The sequence below is a fragment of the Virgibacillus doumboii genome (genome assembly GCF_902806455.1).
Taxonomy (GTDB): Bacteria; Bacillota; Bacilli; order Bacillales; family Amphibacillaceae; genus Lentibacillus; species Lentibacillus doumboii.
This window is the reverse complement of record NZ_CADCWQ010000001.1, coordinates 2,124,139-2,144,952: the sequence shown is the minus strand read 5'-3', so window position 1 is coordinate 2,144,952 and position 20,814 is coordinate 2,124,139. Positions and strand designations below refer to the sequence as shown.

Sequence of the window (20,814 nt, the reverse complement as noted above, 5' to 3'; positions counted from 1 at the left end):
ACCGGGTGATTTTTATTAATCATTATTCTTTTGAAAAATAACCTGATGCGGCAGTGAAAGTTCAATTCCATTATTGTCGAATGCTTCTTTAATAGCTTTTCTCATATCACGTTCGCATGCCCACTGAAGTCCATTTTCAGTTTGTCCAACAACACGCAGAACAATATCAGATGAACCAAAGCTTTGAACACCAATTGCATTTGGACCATCTTTAAATCGCTCATCACTCTGAAACTCCGCACAGACCTCTTCTAAAACTGCGATAGCCTGATCAATGTTATATTCATAGTTTATACTGATATCCACAAGCGCCCGCATATTACCGCGAGAATGGTTGGCAACTCCCTCGATATAACGGTTTGGTACAAAATTTAATGTACCGTCAAAACTGCGGATTTTGGTTGTCCGCAGCCCGATTTCCTCTACTATTCCATCATAGCCTGCAGTTGTTACATAATCATCAATTTCAATCTGACGTTCCAGTAATATGAAGAACCCCGTCACAATATCACTGACAAGTCCTTGTGCGCCAAAAGCAATAGCGAGGCCAACGACACCTGCACCAGCAAGCAGTGGTCCAATTTTAACTCCCAACGTTGCAAATAACATCACTATTAAAATAAAGATCATAACGTAGGAAAATATGTTGACCAATAGTTTTTCCAGTGTTTTCATTCGTCCAGGACTGTTTTTTTGATTTTTAGCTGCATTTTGCAGTGTTTTTTCAATTATTTTCTTTCCAATCGGAACAATAATTAAAAATGCTATAACCAATAATAGAATTCTTGCCAGGACTGGTACAACTGCACTAAGAATTTCACTCAGATCAAATGATATACCAAATAAGTTCATATGTAGTCCCCTTTCTAATTTTCAATATTTATCATACAGAATTCGATAGACTATATCAATATTCCACAATTAATAACATTGTAAACCAGTTTTTAAATGTTAAAAGGTATATTTTCCAAAAAATATGTCAATGATGAGAGGGGTTCCTGACACATTTGAAGCTTCATACTAAAAGATGGAGGGATTACATATGGCGGAAAGAATGGTAGGAAGACAGGCGCCGAAATTTGAAATGGATGCCGTCATGCCTAACAAAGAATTTGGCAAAGTAAGCCTGTCGGAAAACATGAAAAATAATAAATGGACCGTGCTCTTTTTCTATCCAATGGACTTTACGTTTGTATGTCCGACAGAAATCACGGCAATGTCTGACCGATATGAGGAATTCGAGGAGTTGGATGCTGAAGTGATTGGTGTATCAACCGATACAATCCACACCCATAAAGCATGGATCAACACAATGCGTGAAGATAATGGACTGGGTGCACTGGAATATCCATTAGCAGCCGATACGAATCACAATGTATCAAAAGATTACGGTGTGCTAATTGAAGATGAAGGGGTTGCACTACGTGGGTTATTCATCATCAATCCAGAAGGTGAATTACAATACCATACAGTATTCCATAACAACATTGGACGTGATGTTGATGAAGTTCTTCGTGTACTGCAGGCGCTTCAAACCGGGGAGCTTTGCCCGGTGAACTGGAAGCCTGGCCACGAAACATTATAACGTATTATTCATATATAATTATGAATAAGAGAATGAGCTGACACTTATCTTTAGGGTCAGCTTTTTTATGATACCGGCAGGAGGTGGACTTGATGCGGTTAAGAGACCCAATGCCTGAATTGGAAGGCGCAGAAAAATGGTTTAACAGCAGACCAATGAGCAGGAAAGATTTAATTGGAGAAAAACCAACATTAATACATTTCTGGTCTGTAAGCTGTGGGACGTGCAAGACTGCAATGCCAAAAGTGAACGATTTCCGTGATGAATACAAACGTGAACTGAATGTTATTACAGTGCATATGCCCCGTTCGGAACAGGATAAGGATCTTAATGAGATTAAAAGCGTTGCACGTGAACACGATATTTCACAGCCGATTTTCGTTGATAATGAACGTAAACTAACCGATGCATTCAAAAACAGGTATGTACCGGCATACTATGTTTTTGATTCTGATGGTAAGCTGCGGCATTATCAGTCGGGAGGCGGCGGCATGAATATGCTGCGCAAACGAGTGAATCGGGTGCTTGGAAAATCAGGAAAATAAGTATGCTGGTATTGTGCTCCTATTACTAAAGTAGGAGCTTTTTTTATATTATAAAAAAGTTTTAAAAAATTGAGTAAAAGGAGTGGAAATTTATTTCGGAACCCGTTATATTAGATATTATGGAAAATCATCAGGGGGAGGGAATACATTGGATACTTTCAAAAAATTAAAACAGTTTTACTGGCCGTATAAGAAGTTTTTCTTTACGTCATTAATCTTTCTAATCTTTGTCACGGCTGCAACTGTCGTATACCCAATTGTGCTCCAACAGACAATTGACAATGTAGTAATGGAAAACAGATATTCATTAATACCTTATATTTCGATTGCATTTTTACTGATTATGATTGTGAAAGGAATATCCAACTTTTTTCATCAATATCTTGGTGAATTATTTGGGATTAAAGCTGTATATGTCATTCGGGAAGCATTATACAAAAAACTTCAGGTGCTATCATTCAGGTATTATGATAATGCAAAGACAGGCGACATCATGTCACGACTGGTGGAAGATGTCCGGGGCTTTCGCTTTTTTCTTTCGTTTGGCATTTCTGAACTAATACGGATTATTTTATTGATTCTGTTCAGTTTATCCGTTATGTTCTATTATTCAGTACCGCTTGCATTGGTAACGATGGCGGCGATGCCATTCCTGGCTGTTGTGGTATTTAAATTTGATAAGCAGGTTCACCCGGCATTCAGAGGAATCAGAAAGTCACTTGGACGATTGAATACACGTGTGCAGGAAAATGTCAGTGGCATCAATACGGTAAAATCCTTATCCAAGGAAGATTTTGAGATTGGCAGATTCTCGACCAGTAATGAAGATTATAAAGAAAAATACTTGACTACCTCAGCTATATGGTCCAAATATATGCCGCTTATGGAATTTATTGGGAACTTTTGTGCGGTGGTACTGCTTGCTTATGGTGGTTTCCTCGTTATCAATGGTTCTTTGGAACTTGGCGAATTGGTGGCGTTCTTTACTCTGGTTTGGTACATTATGGGGCCATTGATGGGTCTGGGGTTTGTTATTAACCAATTTTCCCAGGCGAAAGCGTCCGGTGAGCGGCTGCTGGAAATTTTGGAAACAAGAGAGGACATTGCTGAAAAAGACAGTGCACTGGATACACCTATTAAAGGTCATGTCACGTTTAATGATGTTACCTTAACATACACAAAAGATGATGATACGGCACTAAAAAATATTACATTTGATGCACCTCCTGGAAAGGTTATCGGACTGATTGGTTCAACAGGGTCAGGAAAAACAAGTATAACTCAACTGATCACTCGATTTTATGAGCCCGAAAAAGGTGAAGTCCTGGTTGATGGAAGTCCTGTGGATCACTATAAGATAAAAACTCTTCGCAAACATATCGGGTTTGTATTGCAGGAATCATTCTTATTTTCCACAACCATCAGGGAGAATATCGCTTATGGTATGCCAGATGTATCTGATGAGCAAATCATTGATGCAGCAAAGCGGGCGCAGGCGCATGACTTTATTATGGATATGCCGCATGGCTATGACACGATGCTCGGGGAGCGCGGTATGGGACTTTCCGGCGGTCAAAAGCAACGAATTGCAATAGCACGTGCAATTTGTATTAATCCAAGTATTTTAGTACTTGACGATGCTACATCAGCCGTGGATATGGAAACAGAATTTAAAATTCAGAAAGCACTGAAGGAAGTAATGCAGGGAAGAACAACCTTTATTATTGCCCACCGTATTTCATCCTTAAAACATGCTGATGAAATTTTGGTAATGGAACATGGCGAAATTGCTGAACGTGGCACACATGATTACTTGATGAATAATAAAGGACCATATCAGCGGATTTACGATATCCAGTATCAGGACAGAGAAGCCATTATGGAGACAGCGAAATAGAAGGGGGGAGAACAATATGGCCAAAGCGAAAAAACAATCGAAAGAAAACAGACATTTAAAACGTTTTCACTATACAGTTGATCAGGCGGTTGAAAAGCCGTTTAACTGGCAACAAATGTGGCGGCTGCTTTCTTATGTAAAACCATATTCGAAAACGTATTTACCTGGTGCTTTAATAGCAATGCTTGTATCAACCGCAGTACGCCTGATCGTTCCAATACTAATTGGTAAAGTTGCCATTGATGTGGCGATTGCCAATAAGGATGAGACACTGCTTACGTATCTTGTTTTTATTGTTGGAATCCTGTATGTATTAAGCTATGTGGGAAATGTCTTCCGGATAAAGTGGGTAAACATTCTTGGACAAAATGTAATCTATGATTTACGAAAGCATTTATTCTCGCATGTTCAGCAGTTATCACACCGGTTCTTTGATAAACGTTCAGCGGGTTCAATACTTGTTCGTATCATGAATGACATAAACTCGCTGCAGGAACTGTTTACAAATGGAATAATCAATTTACTGATGGACATTGTTACCTTAATTGCGATGATCGTTATTCTGTTTGTATATAGTCCGCAGCTTGCTCTGGCAGTACTGGTTATTTTGCCGGTTATGTTCTATATTTCAACCAAACTCAGGCGAAATATCCGTCGATCATGGCAGAATGTGCGTATTGAACAGTCACGGCTGAATTCGCACCTGAATGAAAGTATCCAGGGTATCCGGATTACGCAATCTTTTTCTCAGGAAAAAGAAAATACGGAATACTTTCAAGGTGTTAACTCGGACAACTATGAAAGCATGCGGATTGCAACGAAAAAAAGTGCCATGTTTGGTCCGGTAGTGGAAATGAGTAATGCGATTGGAACAATAATTTTAATTTCCTTTGGTTCCTTTTTAATTTTGAACAGTGGTATGGAAACAGGTACATTTGTAACATTTGCTTTCTATCTTGGTATGTTCTGGGATCCGATTTCCCGTTTAGGTCAAATGTACAATCAGCTTTTGATGGCGATGTCTGCATCGGAACGGATATTTGAATTTCTTGATGAACAGCCGAATGTCAAAGAGAAAGAGGATAGTATTGACATCACAGATATGAAAGGCCGTATTGAGTTTGACCGTGTGCAATTTACCTATGATGAGGAACGAATTGCATTACATGAAATTTCATTGGAGATTAAAGAAGGTCAGACAATTGCACTTGTTGGCCATACTGGAAGCGGGAAATCGACTATCTCTAACCTGATTAGCCGCTTTTACGATCCTACAAAAGGTGCTGTAAAAATTGATGGTCATGATTTACGGGATGTTAAATTGGATAATCTGCGACAGCAAATAAGTGTTGTATTGCAGGATACATTTATTTTTTCAGGAACCATTATGGAAAATATACGATTCGGGCGTCCGGATGCGTCAGACGAAGAAGTTATTAATGCTGCAAAAGTCGTAGGAGCGGATGAATTTATTCAACGCCTTGCGAACGGATACGAAACAGAAGTAGAAGAACGAGGGAATATCCTTTCAGCCGGCGAGCGGCAACTGTTGTCTTTTGCCCGGGCATTATTAGCTAACCCTAGAATCCTGATCCTGGATGAAGCAACTGCAAGTATTGATACTGAAACAGAAATGAAAATCCAGGAAGCGTTGCAAAAACTGTTGAAAGGCAGAACTGCAATTATTATTGCTCACCGTTTATCGACAATACGGGAATCAGATAATATTTTCGTTTTGGAAAATGGTAAAATTCTTGAGAATGGGAATCATGATGAGTTAATGAGTCAGCACGGGGAATATTATGAACTGGTAAAATCACAATTCCAAATGCTCGATGCTATATAAGAATAAGGGCAACTTCCGAAATGGGAGTTGCCCTTATTTTTTTACACAAAAGATAGATTATGCGCAGTAACTTTATATGAGCGTTGGACCACCGCTGCGGAAATACACTCCGCTTTCCGTGGGCGGCTGATGAGCCCCCTTCGTGCTGGCGCACTCAGTGGTCTCACCTAGGCCTCTGCTCCCACAGGAGTCTCCGTGTATTTCCTTCGCTGGTTTCACTTTTAGTGAACTATTAGTTGGAGTAGGAATCGTGTTAATAAATACATGACACCACTTCACTAGTCCGGGTGAGCGGAGGGAGGTGACTTCTGCGGGTAGAGCACTAGTCCGAAGACCCCACAGAGTGGTTTTCTCGAGGAGGCTGAGACCGTGCCCGCGGAAAGCATCCGCCCGGAGCGATACTGGACGGCGGGTATAAAGAACTTTCAAGTTACTGCGCATTATCTGTCAAATACGATGAAAAATAACGAACTGTTATTCCCGAGTCAATTCGAGTAAGTATATCTCCAACCATCCACAATCTTTCAAGATCTTACGTGTCAATTTCACACTAAGAAAGTTGAGATATTAATTCCACTTCCAAAAGTAGTATGGTAGACTGAAAAAAGACACTGTGTGATGGAGGAAATAGTATGAAAAGAGATTATGCAGTTATTGGATTAGGGCGTTTTGGCGGCAGTATTTGCCGTGAATTAAGCATGGAAGGCAGGCAGGTGCTTGCGGTTGATATTGATGAAGATAAAGTGAATGAATATAAGAATATCGCCTCACATGCGGTAATCGCAGACTCTACCGATGAGGTGACGTTAAAAGAACTTGGGATAAAAAATATTGATCATGTAATCGTTGCTATTGGTGATAATATTCAGGCCAGTATTTTAACGACAGTTGTTTTAACAGATTTAAATGTAAAGAAAATAACCGTTAAAGCACAAAATGATTATCATGAAAAAATCCTGAACAAAATTGGAGCGGATCAGGTAGTACACCCTGAGCGTGATATGGGGAAACGAATTGCCCACAATATAATCTCAAGCAATATACTCGATTATCTGGAGCTTTCCGATGATCACAGTATAGTTGAGGTTAAAGCAGGAAGAAGAATGCAGGGTAAAACGTTGGTTGACCTTGACATACGGGCAAATTATGGATGTAACGTAGTGGCTATAAAGCGGGGAAAAGACATTAATGTATCGCCAAGCGCTGATGATGTTTTGGATGGGGACGATATACTCATTGTAATTGGAGCGGATAAGGATATTTCCAGATTTGAAAAACACCTGGTAATAGAAGAGTGAACCTGTACCTGAATTGGTGCAGGTTTTTTTTGTGGCGAAATAGGCAATAGAAATTTGCGGTGATGTTAAATATGTTCTTCCAAAACTGTCGTCAATGGTGACACCGAAGAATGAAAACCCATTTTTGAAGAAGCGGCAGGATAAATGAAGAACTGGCATATTTATATGCAGGAGGATAAAAAGAAACATGAAGATCCAATTCAGGCACCACAGGTTATGTATGCACTGGAAAATGTACTTGATAAAAATGCAATCGTATCCGCTGATGTAGGAAATGTGACTGTCTGGACAACCCGCTATCTTCCGTTTATCAGTCAGGAGTTTGTTATATCAGGCTGACTCGCAACAATGGGATCCGGTTTACCCGGTACCATTGCTGCACAGGTGGCAAATCCTGATAAACAGGTAGTTGCAATTTGCGGGGATGGTGGCTTTACAATGGTAATGCACGATTTTGTAACTGCTGTACAATATCAGCTTCCAATCAAAATAGTTATATTAAATAACAGTAAAATCGGTATGATTAAATATGAACAACAGGAAATGGGACACCTGAACTATGAAACTGAATTAGGTGAAATAGATTTTGCTGCATTTGGAAAAGCATGTGGGGGAGAGGGATATCGCGTTGAAAATATCGACGATCTATCCACTTCAATGGAGCAGGCTTTTTTATCGGAGAGGCCGGCAATTATCGATGTTATAATCGATGATTTAGCCCCGCTGCCGGGAAAAATAACATATGACCAGGCAGTCCAATATGGAGAGTATTTAATTAAAGTTGAAGTTCCCGATATGAAAAAATCATTGGAACGGTTGAAATAGAACTTTCAAATGGGTAGTTCAATTTAAAAGGATCTTTTCACAAAGGTTGTTGCCGTTATTCCACAGTTGACATAAAATGCGAACTACTGTAAAAGTCGAGTGCAATAACACCGCTCCGGAACACTGTGGTGCTCGTCGTGTTGCAAGTAATTCGATGAAGTAGCACTCCTCGCAACTTGAAGCTTATTCGGTGGATGTTTAGCTCGTCGCTTTCCGTGGGCGGCTGCCCGAGTCCTACGTCTTTCGCACTGCGAGGCTCAACTTGAGAAAATCATTTTAGAGAGGTTTCCGTTTCCTTTTTCCCTTCGTATTCATGATGAACCACTTTTCATCGATGTTTCTGCTCTCTTTCGTGCTTCATAACCCCGATGAACCACTTTTCATCGATGTTTGCGCTCTCTTTTGTGCTTCATAACCCCGATGAACCACTTTTCATCGATGTTTCTGCTCTCTTTCGTGCTTCATAACCCCGATGAACCACTTTTCATCGATGTTTCTGCTCTCTTTCGTGCTTCATAACCCCGATGAACTACTTTTTATCGATGTTTGCGCTCTCTTTTGTGCTTCATAACCCCGATGAACTACTTTTTATCGATGTTTGCGCTCTCTTTTGTGCTTCATAACCCCGATGAACCACTTTTCATCGATGTTTCTGCTCTCTTTCGTGCTTCATAACCCCGATGAACCACTTCTTATCGACGTTTGCGCTTCCTTATGTCCTTTAAACCCTTGTCTTCTCCCACAGGACTCGCATATATTACAGTTGAGGGGGTATATTTTCACTCAAACTGGTTCGCAGTTTATGGAAATTGTGGGGTAAGGCTTTATTCAGAATGACACAAATAGCAACAGTCTTTTAGAAAACAGCCATTTAAAAAGAATGACATTGTTCTCGAGCAATCCACGTTATTTATTGGATGTGAATGCTCAGTTAACAATGTCATTCTTATATTTAGAGAAATTCTTATATTTCCATGATAATCGGTAAAATCATTGGTCTGCGTTTTGTTTTTTCATAAAGAAATGGTGCAATGGTATCGGTTATCTCATTTTTAATTTCCGACCATTGGGTTGTCCTGCGTTCCATTACTTTTTCCAAGTGGGCTGATACCAGCTTTTGCGCTTCATTTATCAGGTCTTCTGATTCCCTCATGTAAACAAATCCACGAGAGATGATGTCAGGACCTGACGCAATTCTGAATTCCTTCATATTGATACTTACAACCACCATAACAAGTCCTTCTTCAGATAAAATACGGCGGTCACGTAATACAATGTTTCCAATATCACCAATGCCACTTCCATCAACATAGATAGATCCTGATGGAATTTTGCCTGCAACCATCGCATTATCTTTATCTAATGCAAGAACATCTCCATTATCCATCACAAATCCATTTGCCGGATCGACATTACATGCTTCGGAAAGTTTGAGGTGTTCTTTTAACATCCGATATTCACCATGAATCGGCATGAAATATTTTGGCTGTATCAGTCTCAGCATCAGTTTCATTTCTTCCTGGCTGCCGTGTCCTGAAGTGTGAATATTGCTTAATGGGCCATGAATTACATCAGCACCGGCCCTGTACAGTTTATTAATTGTACGACTGACACTTACCGTATTTCCAGGGATTGGAGATGAAGAAAATACTACAGTGTCTCCGGGAATTATTTGAATTTGCCGATGTGTACCGTTGGCAATACGAGATAATGCAGCCATTGGTTCACCCTGTGATCCTGTGCATAATATGGTTACTTCATGTGCAGGAAGACGGTTAATTTGATTCGGCTCAATAAACGTATCTTTTGGTGCCTGGATATAGCCAAGTTCCTGGCCGATACGGATGGACGATTCCATGCTGCGCCCAAATACTGCTACCTTACGATTGTGTTTCACAGCAGCTTCAACAACTTGCTGCAGGCGGTAGATATTCGAGGCGAACGTTGCAAAAATTAAGCGGCCGTCAACTCTTCCGAAAATATCGTTAATGTTTCCGCCAACGACACGTTCGGACATCGTAAAGCCTGGCACCTCGCTATTTGTACTGTCTGAAAGCAGGCAAAGTACGCCTTCTTTACCTATTTCAGCCATTTTGGAAATGTTGGCAGGTTCCCCTACTGGTGTAAAATCAAATTTAAAGTCACCGGTATGAACAATGTTGCCAGGTGGTGTTTTTACAACAATCCCATATGAATCAGGGATGCTGTGGGTAGTACGGAAAAAAGATACAGATGTTTTACGGAATTTAATAATATCGTCTTCTTGAATTGTGTGTAATTTGGCATTTCGTAATAAGCCATGTTCTTCGAGTTTGTTTCTGATTAGTCCGATCGCAAGCTTTCCAGCATATATTGGCACATTTATTTCACGCAAGAGGTACGGAATTCCTCCGATATGGTCCTCATGGCCGTGTGTTATAAACAATCCTTTGATTTTGTCCTGGTTTTGAATCAGGTAGGTATAATCCGGAATAACGTAGTCGATACCAAGCAGTTCATCTTCGGGAAATTTAATTCCGGCATCGATTAAAATTATTTCATCCTGGAATTGAACACCATAAGTGTTTTTCCCTATTTCTCCTAACCCGCCCAATGCAAAAACAGCTGTCTGGTCATTTTTGACAAACTTCATCTGTTAAGCGGACTCCAGCTTGAATTTATCGGTTTGTTTTTCATAATTTAAATGTGCTTCATCCAATACCTGGATATATTCAATATTATAGTTGCGATCGTATAATTTATTACGTACCTCTTTTTCGGATTCAGCCTCGATATAAAGGCTGTTTGTTCGTTCACGCACAGGAACTTCATCTGGTGATTCCTGATAAAAAACTTTAAAAATCATCTCATCTCTCCTAACTTCTTTTTTTACTCTGTAAATTTTATATTCCGTTTTTGTGCATACGATCCATTGGGATTTAATTCATTACTTAATAAGCTGACGGCAATAGGGCGAACAGCTGCAAATTTTATATTTACATGTACGTTATTATCCGATCACTTATTCTAAATCCTCAATAGATTTTTCTGCATCAATTTTAAATTAAATTTAATTACATGATTGGTCTATTCCAGGTAGTCATCCTCACAAGTAGTAGGTACACGTCCTCTGCCTAAAAAGTCTTTCCACCGTTTTTTCAGCTTTTCTTTTAGGCGTTTTAACATGAAGTTCGCATCTCCTTTCTATAAATTAAGAAAAGCAAATAAAACGCTCTACCGATCCAATCCCTCTTATCTATAGTATAATACTGTTTGAGGTAAATTTGAAACAAAAATACTGTATTTGTTAAAAAAAGATTCGTTTTTCATATTATAAGCGTACTTGAAACAAGAATTACCGTATGTATATTTTTAACATAAAATTGTTTATTATACTGAATAAAATAACAGGGACCCGCATTACATAGTCCCTGTCAGCAAGGTCTTTATTCAATTGCTTTCGAGTTATCCGGTACTGCGAATGGTTTTTCCTTATTGATGTGATCATAAAACATAATCCCATTCAAATGATCTATTTCATGCTGGAAAACAATTGCCGGGTAATCTCTTAACCGCAGTTTCAGTTCATTGCCATCCAGGCCAATTGCTTTTACCGTTATTCTTGCATTTCTCGGTACATACCCTTCAACATTGCGGTCTACCGAGAGACAGCCTTCTCCTGCTGCTAAGTATGCTCTTTCAACTGAATGGCTGACTATTCTCGGATTTATCAGCCCGTAACTGTACAAATTCCCTTTTGCGTCCTCCAGATGAACAGCGCACATTCGTTTATTTATTCCCAATTGTGGTGCAGCTAAACCCACGCCAGGTCTTAAATTATATTTACTTGCCAATTCTTCGTCCTGACTATTTTTTACAAAGGTCAATATATCATTTAGGAGTTGTATGTCCTCTTCAGTTGGAGGGACAGGTACGTCCTGGGCTTTTTCCCGTAATGAGGGATGGCCTTCACGCACTATATCATCCATTGTAATCATTGATTGACACTCCTTACACTACGTAATGTTAATATTTTAACATAATATGTATTTTCACATCATAAATTTACTATAGGACAAGCAGAAATATTTATTCAGTGTCCTGTTTTTTCTCTGAAATGTGTTATACTAGGGTATAAATTTTGCAACAGAGAATGAGGGAGGATATCGACACGTGGTGATTAAAAAGTCATTCGTATTTATTGTATTTATTATAATTGCATTACTTACCGCATGCAGCGGGACTTCTACGTCCGAACAGATTTATAATCATTTGGAGAAAGCTGTGGAATTGGAGGCAACCTTCGAGGAACAGCAGGATCCAATTGTGGAACTGGAAAAGAAGGAACAGGAAATATACGCTCAAATTATAGATTTGGGAATGGACGAATTTGATAAAATAAAAGAACTGTCAAAGCAGGCAATTGATACAATAGAAAAAAGGTCAGAGAAGATAGAGCTTGAAAAGGAAAGTATTCAAGCTTCCAAAGAGGAATTTACAAAAATAGAAAGCATGATAAAAGACCTGGAAGACAAAAAAGTGAAGAAAAAAGCAGAAGAAATGTACAGTGTAATGATGGACCGTTACGAAGCTTATGATAAGTTGAACAAAGCATATTCCGATTCGCTTAAGCTTGAAAAAGAACTATATACGATGCTGCAAAAAGAAGACCTGGAGCAGGAGACGCTGACAGATCATATAAAGAAAGTGAATAAAAGTTACGAAAAAGTTATCGAAGCAAATGAAAAATTCAACAAATTTACTACCGAGTATAATAAATTAAAAGAAGCGTTTTATGAGGCTGCCGGTATGAATGTGGAATACAAAAATAATGCTCCGAGCAACAGCAAGAGCAAATCCGATTCACAAGAATAATATAAATTAATCGTAAAAAGGAACCAGAGATTCATTTCGTCTGGTTCTTTTTTTATTGGCTCTTCTCGCAATTTTTGTTGTTATCTATATAAATGCGGCGTATACATTTGTAATGCTCTCTGATGCCGCAGCTGGATTATACTCGCTTTCATACCTCCGGGTACCAAGGCGACATCTGCTCAAAAATTCGTTTTCGCAGTGTCTTCTTAGACGCGGTCTAGTACAGAGCAACCTCAGCTCGCACCTCGCTTCCGAGTCTCGCATATTCCTGCTGCTGGTTTATAATAACTTTACTTATGCCCCGTTGTATTAAATATCAGAATAAATTGAGCATAAATTGAGCAAAACCCAGCGCAGGAAATTCACGTACACTCCTGGGGGAGGAAAGGCATCGGTGAGACACCGAAGCGCGATAGCGCAAGGAGGCTCACCAGCCGCCCCCGGAAAGCGAAGTGTTATTTTAAAAAATCCTTTTTATTAGCTGTTTTCAAATAGTTTGTTGCTATCTGCTGTCTAAAAACCAGCTATTCATAATTATAATCGTTTCCCAAGGGCAGAAGGTGTCATAAAAATAATTTATTTTTCATGACACTTTTTTGTGTTCAGAATCCGATTGTAGTAATAAGAAGGAAGGTTATATAACTGTAAAAAAGTATATATTTTCCAAAGGTTTAATTATAAGAATTACTAAAAGAACAGGGGGCAGAACAATTAATACAGTTTTATTTTTTTGTTATAACAGATTGTTGCTTTACAGAGTCAAATAAATACATCTTATGTAAGCCTTTAAAAAAATGATAAACATCAAAACAAAGTTATTGACCAAATTGGCTTATATGAACTATTATTTAATTAGATTATGAATTGTACCAATAAATTTCTCGTTTTTTATGTAACAGTTTTGCATTTGTCTGAAGGAGTGATTAGTTAAATTCAAAACAGGGAACAAGAATAAGAGTAAAAGGTACAGTTTTTTTCACATTTTGGGAAGGCTAGTAAAGGGTATTTAAAAATGTATCAGGAAGGAAGAGGTGAACTATTTTGAAACATGTACTAGAAAATGTTGAAAAACAGTTTGAAATGTTTCAAATTCTCAATGAAGACGGAGAAATTGTTAATAAGGATGCAATGCCGGATCTTTCAGACGATGATTTGAAAGAGTTAATGCGCAGAATGGTTTACACCCGAGTGCTCGATCAGCGTTCGATTGCATTAAATCGCCAGGGACGACTTGGTTTTTATGCTCCAACTGCAGGACAAGAGGCTTCGCAGTTAGGAAGTCAATATGCATTGGAAGCAGATGACTTTTTATTACCGGCATATCGTGATGTGCCACAACTTATTTGGCATGGTCTTCCACTATATCAGGCTTTCTTATTTTCAAGAGGGCATTTTCATGGTAATCAATTCCCCGAGGACATGAATGCATTAAGCCCGCAAATTATTATCGGTGCTCAATATACGCAAGCAGCCGGTGTGGCATTAGGTTTGAAAAAGCGTGGTAAAAAAGCAGTTGCTGTAACATATACCGGTGATGGCGGTACTTCACAAGGTGATTTCTATGAAGGGATCAACTTTGCAGGTGCATATGGTGCTCCAGCTATTTTCTTTGTGCAAAACAACCATTTTGCTATTTCGGTTCCAGTAGAAAAACAAACAGCTGCCAATACGTTAGCTCAAAAAGCGGTTGCGGCGGGAATTGAAGGTATACAGGTTGATGGCATGGATGTTCTCGCCGTATATGCGGCGACAAAACATGCCCGTGAACGTGCAATTAACGACGACGGGCCAATGTTAATTGAAACATTAACCTATCGTTATGGTCCGCACACCATGGCTGGTGATGATCCAACGCGTTACCGTACAGATGACCTGGATAACGAATGGGAGAAAAAAGACCCAATTGTTCGTTTCCGTAAACTTCTGGAAGAGAAAAATCTTTGGTCAGAAGATGAAGAGAATAAAGTAATTGAAGAAGCAAAAGACGAAATTAAAAAAGCTATTAAGAAAACAGATGAGTACCCTAAACAGAAGGTTACTGACTTAATTGGAAATATGTATGAAGAACTTCCGCCGAATTTAGAGGAGCAAATGGAAGAATATAAAGAAAAGGAGTCGAAGTAAATCATGGCGCAAATGACAATGATTCAAGCAATCACTGATGCAATGCACAATGAACTGAAAAATGATGAAAATGTGCTTGTTTATGGTGAAGATGTCGGTCAAAATGGCGGCGTTTTCCGTGCGACAGAAGGATTACAGGACGAATTTGGCGAAGATCGTGTATTTGATACGCCGCTCGCTGAATCAGGTATTGGCGGTTTGTCAATAGGTCTTGCACTGCAAGGTTTTCGTCCGGTACCGGAAATCCAGTTCTTCGGCTTCGTTTATGAAACGATGGATGCAATCAACGGTCAAATGGCTCGTATGCGTTACCGATCAGGTAATACACAAACGATGCCTGTCACAATCCGGTCACCTTTTGGCGGAGGGGTTCACACACCTGAACTGCACGCAGATTCATTGGAAGGATTAATTGCACAGCAACCGGGCATTAGAGTTGTTATTCCATCAACACCTTACGATGCAAAAGGATTGTTAATATCTGCTATACGTAACAATGATCCGGTTTTATTTTTGGAACATATGAAACTGTATCGTTCATTCCGCGGTGAGGTTCCGGAAGAAGAATATACAGTTGACCTTGATAAAGCGGACATCAAACGAGATGGTAAAGATGTTACATTGGTTGCTTATGGTGCTATGGTTCATGCTGCATTAAAAGCAGCAGAGGAACTCGAAAAAGAAGACATTGATGCTGAGGTTATTGACCTTCGAACTGTTTCACCTGTTGATGTGGATACAATTGTTGAATCAGTTCAAAAAACAAATCGAATGGTTATGATTCAGGAAGCACAGCGTCAGGCAGGAGTAGCAGCACATGTTATCTCAGAAGTTCAGGAAAGAGCTATCCTGCATCTGGAGGCACCAATTTTACGTGTAACTGCACCAGATACTGTATATGCATTTTCAGAAGCGGAAGAAATATGGTTACCAAGTCATAAAGACATCCTGGAGAAAGTGAACCAAGTTATTAACTTTTAACATTTTGGATTGGAGGTAATAAACATGGCGTTTGATTTCAAGTTGCCTGATATCGGTGAAGGTATCCATGAAGGTGAAATTGTTAAGTGGTTTGTAAAAGAAGGCGACGAAGTAAAAGAAGATGATGTACTTTGTGAAGTACAGAATGATAAGGCTGTCGTGGAAATACCATCTCCAGTGGATGGACCGGTTTTAAAAGTTCATGCTGAAGAAGGTACGGTAGCAACAGTTGGTGATACAATTATCACAATTGATGCGGAAGGCTATGAATCAGAAGAAAGTGATGCTGATGATTCCGGTAAAGAAGAAGCACAGGAAGAGTCTGCTCCGAAAGAAGTGAAGGAAGAAAAAGAGTCAAAAGACGATGCAAAAGAAAAACAATCTGATAGTGACGACGATAAATCAGATGATAAACGGGTTATCGCAATGCCATCTGTCAGAAAATACGCCCGTGACAATGAAGTAAACATTCAGGATGTAAGTGGCTCAGGTAAGAATGGCCGAATTTTAAAAGAAGATGTTGATAAGTACTTAAGCGGTGACAAGCAGGCAGACACTGCAGAAGATGCTGAAGCAACAGAAGAATCTACTGCTGCAGCACCAGTTCCAAAGGGTGATTACCCTGAAACCCGCGAGAAAATGAGCGGCATCCGTAAATCAATTGCTAAAGCAATGGTTAATTCGAAAACAAAAGCACCGCATGTAACACTAATGGATGAAGTGGATGTTACAGAACTGGTGGCCCACCGTAAGAAGTTTAAAGAAGTAGCGGCTGAACAGGAGATTAAACTGACGTATCTTCCTTACGTTGCCAAAGCACTGGTTTCTGCATCGAAGAAGTATCCAATTCTGAATGCGGCTGTTGATGATGATTCAGATGAAATCATCTATAAGCATTATTACAACATCGGTATTGCAGCAGATACGGATAAAGGATTGCTTGTACCGGTTGTAAAAGATGCTGACCGTAAATCAATCTTTGCGATTTCAAAAGAAATTAATGAGTTGGCAGAAAAAGCCCGCAGTGGTAAACTTACTTCTGAAGAGATGAAAGGTGCATCCAATACGATTACTAATATTGGATCTGCCGGCGGACAATGGTTTACACCGGTACTGAATTATCCGGAAGCAGTTATTCTTGGAATTGGCCGTATCGCTGAAAAACCGATTGTTCGTGATGGCGAAGTTGTTGTCGCACCTGTTCTTGCGGTATCATTCAGCTTTGATCACCGTATTGTTGACGGTGCAACGGCGCAATTGGCACTGAATCAGATCAAGCGTTTATTGAACGATCCACAACTAATTATGATGGAGGCGTAAATTATGGTAGTAGGAGATTTTCCAATTGAACTGGATACACTGGTTGTGGGTGCCGGACCTGGCGGCTATGTAGCTGCCATCCGCGCTGCCCAAACCGGTCAAAAAGTAACGATTGTTGATAAAGGCAATCTTGGCGGAGTATGTTTGAATGTCGGTTGTATCCCATCAAAAGCCATGATTCAGGCCGGTCATTTAACTGAGTATGCCCGCGGTAATGAGGAACTGGGGATTAAAACAGAAAATGTATCCGTTGATTTTTCCAAAGTTCAGGAATGGAAAGGCAAGGTAGTTAACAAATTAACTTCAGGTGTCGAAAGCCTTTTAAAAGGAAATAAAGTGGATATCGTAAAAGGCGAAGTATATTTTGTTGATAAAAATACAGTTAAAGTAATGGACGAGAAGCAATCACAGACATATACGTTCAATAACTGTATTATTGCAACCGGGTCAACACCAATTGAAATTCCTAGCTTCAAGTTTTCTGACCGTGTTCTTGATTCGACTGGAGCATTGAACCTTGATGAACTTCCTGAAAAGATGGTTGTTATTGGCGGTGGTTACATTGGAACTGAACTTGGAACGGCTTATGCCAACTTCGGAACCGAAGTCACTGTATTGGAAGGTACCAAGGAAATTCTGGGTGGCTTCGAAAAATCTATGAAGCAGGTTGTTAAGAAGCGTCTTAAGAAAAAAGGTGTAAATGTCATTACTGAAGCAATGGCACAAGGCGTCGAGGAATCAAAAGATGGTGTCAAAGTAAAATATGAAGCCAAAGGAAAAGAAGAAACCATTGAGGCTGATTATGTACTGGTTACTGTTGGACGCCGACCTAATACTGAAGAGATCGGTCTGGAACAAGTAGGCATTGAAGTGGATGATAAAGGACTTATTAAAATTGATAAGCAATGCCGTACAAATGTAGACAACATTTATGCAATTGGTGACATTGTAGAAGGACCACCACTTGCACATAAAGCATCCTATGAAGGAAAAGTTGCTGCAGAGGCAATCAGCGGAGAAAAATCAGCAATTGATTATCTTGGTATTCCTGCTGTTGTATTCTCTGACCCTGAGCTTGCTACAGTTGGTTATACGGAAGCAGCGGCAAAAGAAGCTGGATATGATGTAAAAGCTTCTAAATTCCCATTCGCTGCAAATGGTCGTGCATTATCATTAAATGATAGTGACGGGTTTACAAAACTTATTACCAGAAAAGAAGACGGACTTGTAATTGGTGCACAAGTTGCCGGTCCGAACGCAAGTGATGTAATTGCGGAAGTCGGCCTTGCTATTGAAGCAGGTATGACTGCTGAAGATATTGCACTTACCATTCATGCACATCCAAGCTTGGGTGAAACAGTAATGGAAGCTGCTGATGTAGCATTAGGTATGCCAATCCATACGATGTAAAAAAAGCATGTTAAATGAAAACCTGATAAATAAGCCACGTCCGGTTGTTGGACGTGGCTTATTTTTATGCTTTGATTTGATTGAGTATTTGAAATGAAAAGAATATGGAACAGCACCTGGAAGCTAGTTGGCATCCAGAAAAATAAAAAAGCCAGGACTTTCAACATGTGCCGGTGTTCAACGAAAAAGCTGTCCAGAATTGGAAATTCCTTCTGGACAGCCATTGTTTATTAAGATTCTCTTTCCTCTTCAGCATCAGGAAGTGTTTCCTTAAATCCTTCCCGCATTCTCCTTAGTTCTTTTTGCTGCTTTTCACGGAACTCCGGATCGAGTTCGCGCTGTTTTCTTTCCATTTGCAATATGCCATGCTCGCTTTTCAGTGCTTTAAGGAGCGAAATACACATAAATACCATTAAAATCGCAAACGGGAATGCTGCAATCAGCATGGCCATTTGTATTGCTGTCAACCCGCCGGACCACAATAGAACCGCAGCAGTTCCGGCAAGGACAATCCCCCAGATAATCTTTACGCCCGTTCCTGGGTTTAACCTGCCTCCTGTTGTCAGCATGCCAAGCACAAATGTACCGGAATCGGCTGAAGTAACGAAGAAAGATGCAATCAAGAGCACTGCGACACCCATAATGACGGCTGCCATAGGCTGTGACTCAAGAAATGCAAATAATGCTACTTCATTGCCCGCCTCATTCATTAATTGATGGATAATGCCGCCTTGAGCTTGATCCATTTCCAATCCGGCAATACCGAAGACGGAAAACCAGAAGGCGCTGAATATTACCGGAATTAAAGTTACCCCGATGACAAATTCACGAATCGTCCTTCCTCTGGAAACCCGGGCAATAAAGGTTCCGACAAATGGCGACCAGCCGATCCACCAGGCCCAGTAGAAGAGTGTCCATGAATTAAGGAACTCTCTGTCACCGGTAAAAGTATTCATTCCCAGCGTCATGCTTGGAAGGTTTTGTATATAATTACTTACCGTTGTTGTAAATGACTCGGTCATACGTACAGAGTTACCGAGAATGAATACAAAAAGCATCAATGCGACGGCAAGAACAATATTTGTCCAGCTCAGGTAACGGATACCCCGGTTAATCCCTGTAGAAGCAGAAAGCATAAATAATACCGTGATAACGAAAATAACGATCAAATTGGTTGTCAGGTTATTTGGAATGCCTTCAAAGGTATAGTTCAAACCTGCTGTAATCTGTGTAGCACCAAGTCCAAGCGATGTTGCAATACCAAATACAGTAGCAAAAACGGCCAGTGTATCAATCGCAACCCCCAAGCCGCCTTTAGACCGATCACCAATCAGTGGTGCAAAAGCGGAACTGATCAAAGCAGGAGCCCGGTGACGGAATTTAAAATAAGCAAGTGCCAATGCAAGCACCGCATATGTAGCCCATGGATGGAATCCCCAGTGGAATAAGGTGTACTGCATGGACTCTTCCGCAGATGCTACTGTTTCAGGATCAGCAGAAGGAGGGGAATAATAATGTGTTACAGGTTCAGTCACACCATAGAATACGAGACCAACCCCCATACCGGCGGTGAACAGAAATGCAAACCAGGTAAAATAACTATACTCCGGTTTATCATCAGGTTCTCCAAGCTTGATCCTTCCATAAGGCCCGAAGATCAAATACAATGCAAGGACAACAAATCCTGTCATAACCATCAAATAAAACCAGCCAAATGTGTTCGAAATAAAACTGTCGACTATGCCTAATACATAACCCACATTATCGGGGAAAAAAGCTCCCCAAATAATAAATACAGATATTAACGGAATAGATACCCAAAAAACAGATGTAATTGTTTTGGATTTAATAGTAAGACCTCCCTATATAGTTTTGTTAGAATCTTCAGGTTTGTTTTTACTTTACTTTGAAAATAAGTTCACAAATCCTGAAGCACTCAAAAAGTAAAAACTGCTAAATTATTCTACTATGAATCCCTGGATAGTGTTTGTTTCCCTGCTTATGTTAGGATTGCAGTTGTGCTTACTACGGATAAACGAGACGTATGTGTTATTATTTTTGGCTCCTTTCTATTGTAATTGTGAGAATGAAGTCAAATTGCCACACAGTAAGGAATTAAAACATAAATA

At 39.8% G+C, this 20,814-nt stretch carries 17 protein-coding genes; 12 read left to right on the top strand and 5 right to left on the bottom strand.

Annotation, left to right across the window (positions count from 1 at the left end; genetic code table 11):
- Positions 1-15: 15 nt before the first annotated feature.
- Positions 16-852: a mechanosensitive ion channel family protein gene (locus G6R02_RS10420; RefSeq protein WP_164669183.1), complete on the bottom strand. Its 837-nt coding sequence runs from the start codon at positions 850-852 to the stop codon at positions 16-18.
- A gap of 190 nt (positions 853-1,042) precedes the next feature.
- Between G6R02_RS10420 and G6R02_RS10415 the strand changes: the two genes are divergently transcribed.
- The 7 genes from G6R02_RS10415 (at position 1,043) to G6R02_RS10390 (ending at position 7,996) form a co-directional block, all read left to right on the top strand.
- Complete coding sequence (locus tag G6R02_RS10415; RefSeq protein WP_164669181.1) at positions 1,043-1,585, top strand: peroxiredoxin; 543 nt, start codon at positions 1,043-1,045, stop codon at positions 1,583-1,585.
- A 92-nt stretch (positions 1,586-1,677) separates the two neighbouring features.
- On the top strand, positions 1,678-2,130 hold the full coding sequence (locus G6R02_RS10410; RefSeq protein ID WP_164669179.1) for a TlpA family protein disulfide reductase: 453 nt from the start codon (positions 1,678-1,680) through the stop codon (positions 2,128-2,130).
- Positions 2,131-2,278: 148 nt separating this feature from the next.
- Positions 2,279-4,027, top strand: coding sequence for an ABC transporter ATP-binding protein (locus G6R02_RS10405; protein ID WP_164669178.1), 1,749 nt, complete (start codon positions 2,279-2,281; stop codon positions 4,025-4,027).
- Positions 4,028-4,043: 16 nt separating this feature from the next.
- Positions 4,044-5,873 carry an ABC transporter ATP-binding protein gene (locus tag G6R02_RS10400; RefSeq protein ID WP_164669176.1) on the top strand — a complete coding sequence of 610 codons (1,830 nt, stop codon included), beginning with the start codon at positions 4,044-4,046 and terminating at the stop codon, positions 5,871-5,873.
- Positions 5,874-6,505: 632 nt separating this feature from the next.
- A complete protein-coding gene (locus tag G6R02_RS10395) occupies positions 6,506-7,171 on the top strand; it encodes a potassium channel family protein (protein WP_164669174.1) in 666 nt (221 codons plus the stop codon).
- 144 nt (positions 7,172-7,315) lie between these two features.
- A complete protein-coding gene (locus tag G6R02_RS20070; RefSeq protein WP_246202545.1) occupies positions 7,316-7,510 on the top strand; it encodes a hypothetical protein in 195 nt (64 codons plus the stop codon).
- Between the two features lie 9 nt (positions 7,511-7,519).
- Entirely contained in the window at positions 7,520-7,996 is a 477-nt protein-coding gene (locus G6R02_RS10390; RefSeq protein WP_246202544.1) for a thiamine pyrophosphate-dependent enzyme, read from the top strand.
- 964 nt (positions 7,997-8,960) lie between these two features.
- Here the strand turns inward: G6R02_RS10390 and rnjA are convergent.
- From rnjA to def, 3 genes are all read right to left on the bottom strand, one after another.
- The gene (gene rnjA / locus G6R02_RS10385; RefSeq protein WP_164669173.1) at positions 8,961-10,628 is read right to left on the bottom strand and encodes a ribonuclease J1; all 1,668 of its coding nucleotides are present in this window, start codon (positions 10,626-10,628) and stop codon (positions 8,961-8,963) included.
- 3 nt (positions 10,629-10,631) lie between these two features.
- The gene (locus tag G6R02_RS10380) at positions 10,632-10,841 is read right to left on the bottom strand and encodes a DNA-dependent RNA polymerase subunit epsilon (protein ID WP_164669171.1); all 210 of its coding nucleotides are present in this window, start codon (positions 10,839-10,841) and stop codon (positions 10,632-10,634) included.
- 580 nt (positions 10,842-11,421) lie between these two features.
- Complete coding sequence (gene def / locus G6R02_RS10375) at positions 11,422-11,973, bottom strand: peptide deformylase (RefSeq protein WP_164669169.1); 552 nt, start codon at positions 11,971-11,973, stop codon at positions 11,422-11,424.
- 175 nt (positions 11,974-12,148) lie between these two features.
- Here def and G6R02_RS10370 point away from each other — a divergent pair, with 175 nt between their 5' ends.
- The 5 genes from G6R02_RS10370 to lpdA all read left to right on the top strand — a co-directional run bounded on the left by G6R02_RS10370 (position 12,149) and on the right by lpdA (position 18,685).
- A complete protein-coding gene (locus G6R02_RS10370) occupies positions 12,149-12,850 on the top strand; it encodes a YkyA family protein (RefSeq protein WP_164669168.1) in 702 nt (233 codons plus the stop codon).
- A 1,041-nt stretch (positions 12,851-13,891) separates the two neighbouring features.
- A complete protein-coding gene (pdhA, locus tag G6R02_RS10365) occupies positions 13,892-14,974 on the top strand; it encodes a pyruvate dehydrogenase (acetyl-transferring) E1 component subunit alpha (RefSeq protein ID WP_164669167.1) in 1,083 nt (360 codons plus the stop codon).
- 3 nt (positions 14,975-14,977) lie between these two features.
- Positions 14,978-15,955, top strand: coding sequence for an alpha-ketoacid dehydrogenase subunit beta (locus G6R02_RS10360; protein ID WP_164669166.1), 978 nt, complete (start codon positions 14,978-14,980; stop codon positions 15,953-15,955).
- Positions 15,956-15,979: 24 nt separating this feature from the next.
- A complete protein-coding gene (locus G6R02_RS10355) occupies positions 15,980-17,275 on the top strand; it encodes a dihydrolipoamide acetyltransferase family protein (protein WP_164669165.1) in 1,296 nt (431 codons plus the stop codon).
- 3 nt (positions 17,276-17,278) lie between these two features.
- A complete protein-coding gene (gene lpdA / locus G6R02_RS10350; protein WP_164669163.1) occupies positions 17,279-18,685 on the top strand; it encodes a dihydrolipoyl dehydrogenase in 1,407 nt (468 codons plus the stop codon).
- A 230-nt stretch (positions 18,686-18,915) separates the two neighbouring features.
- Here the strand turns inward: lpdA and G6R02_RS10345 are convergent, their stop codons facing one another.
- Entirely contained in the window at positions 18,916-20,535 is a 1,620-nt protein-coding gene (locus G6R02_RS10345) for a BCCT family transporter (RefSeq protein WP_205520198.1), read from the bottom strand.
- Positions 20,536-20,814 lie beyond the last annotated feature (279 nt).

Excerpts from the sequence above, each read along its gene's own strand:
- G6R02_RS10395 (WP_164669174.1), top strand. The coding sequence starts at position 6,506 with ATGAAAAGAGATTATGCAGTTATTGGATTAGGGCGTTTTGGCGGCAGT.
- G6R02_RS10380 (WP_164669171.1), bottom strand. The coding sequence starts at position 10,841 with ATGATTTTTAAAGTTTTTTATCAGGAATCACCAGATGAAGTTCCTGTG.
- G6R02_RS10400 (WP_164669176.1), top strand. The coding sequence starts at position 4,044 with ATGGCCAAAGCGAAAAAACAATCGAAAGAAAACAGACATTTAAAACGT.
- G6R02_RS20070 (WP_246202545.1), top strand. The coding sequence starts at position 7,316 with ATGAAGAACTGGCATATTTATATGCAGGAGGATAAAAAGAAACATGAA.
- G6R02_RS10415 (WP_164669181.1), top strand. The coding sequence starts at position 1,043 with ATGGCGGAAAGAATGGTAGGAAGACAGGCGCCGAAATTTGAAATGGAT.
- G6R02_RS10410 (WP_164669179.1), top strand. The coding sequence starts at position 1,678 with ATGCGGTTAAGAGACCCAATGCCTGAATTGGAAGGCGCAGAAAAATGG.
- G6R02_RS10360 (WP_164669166.1), top strand. The coding sequence starts at position 14,978 with ATGGCGCAAATGACAATGATTCAAGCAATCACTGATGCAATGCACAAT.
- G6R02_RS10420 (WP_164669183.1), bottom strand. The coding sequence starts at position 852 with ATGAACTTATTTGGTATATCATTTGATCTGAGTGAAATTCTTAGTGCA.
- G6R02_RS10390 (WP_246202544.1), top strand. The coding sequence starts at position 7,520 with ATGGGATCCGGTTTACCCGGTACCATTGCTGCACAGGTGGCAAATCCT.
- def (WP_164669169.1), bottom strand. The coding sequence starts at position 11,973 with ATGATTACAATGGATGATATAGTGCGTGAAGGCCATCCCTCATTACGG.
- rnjA (WP_164669173.1), bottom strand. The coding sequence starts at position 10,628 with ATGAAGTTTGTCAAAAATGACCAGACAGCTGTTTTTGCATTGGGCGGG.
- lpdA (WP_164669163.1), top strand. The coding sequence starts at position 17,279 with ATGGTAGTAGGAGATTTTCCAATTGAACTGGATACACTGGTTGTGGGT.
- G6R02_RS10355 (WP_164669165.1), top strand. The coding sequence starts at position 15,980 with ATGGCGTTTGATTTCAAGTTGCCTGATATCGGTGAAGGTATCCATGAA.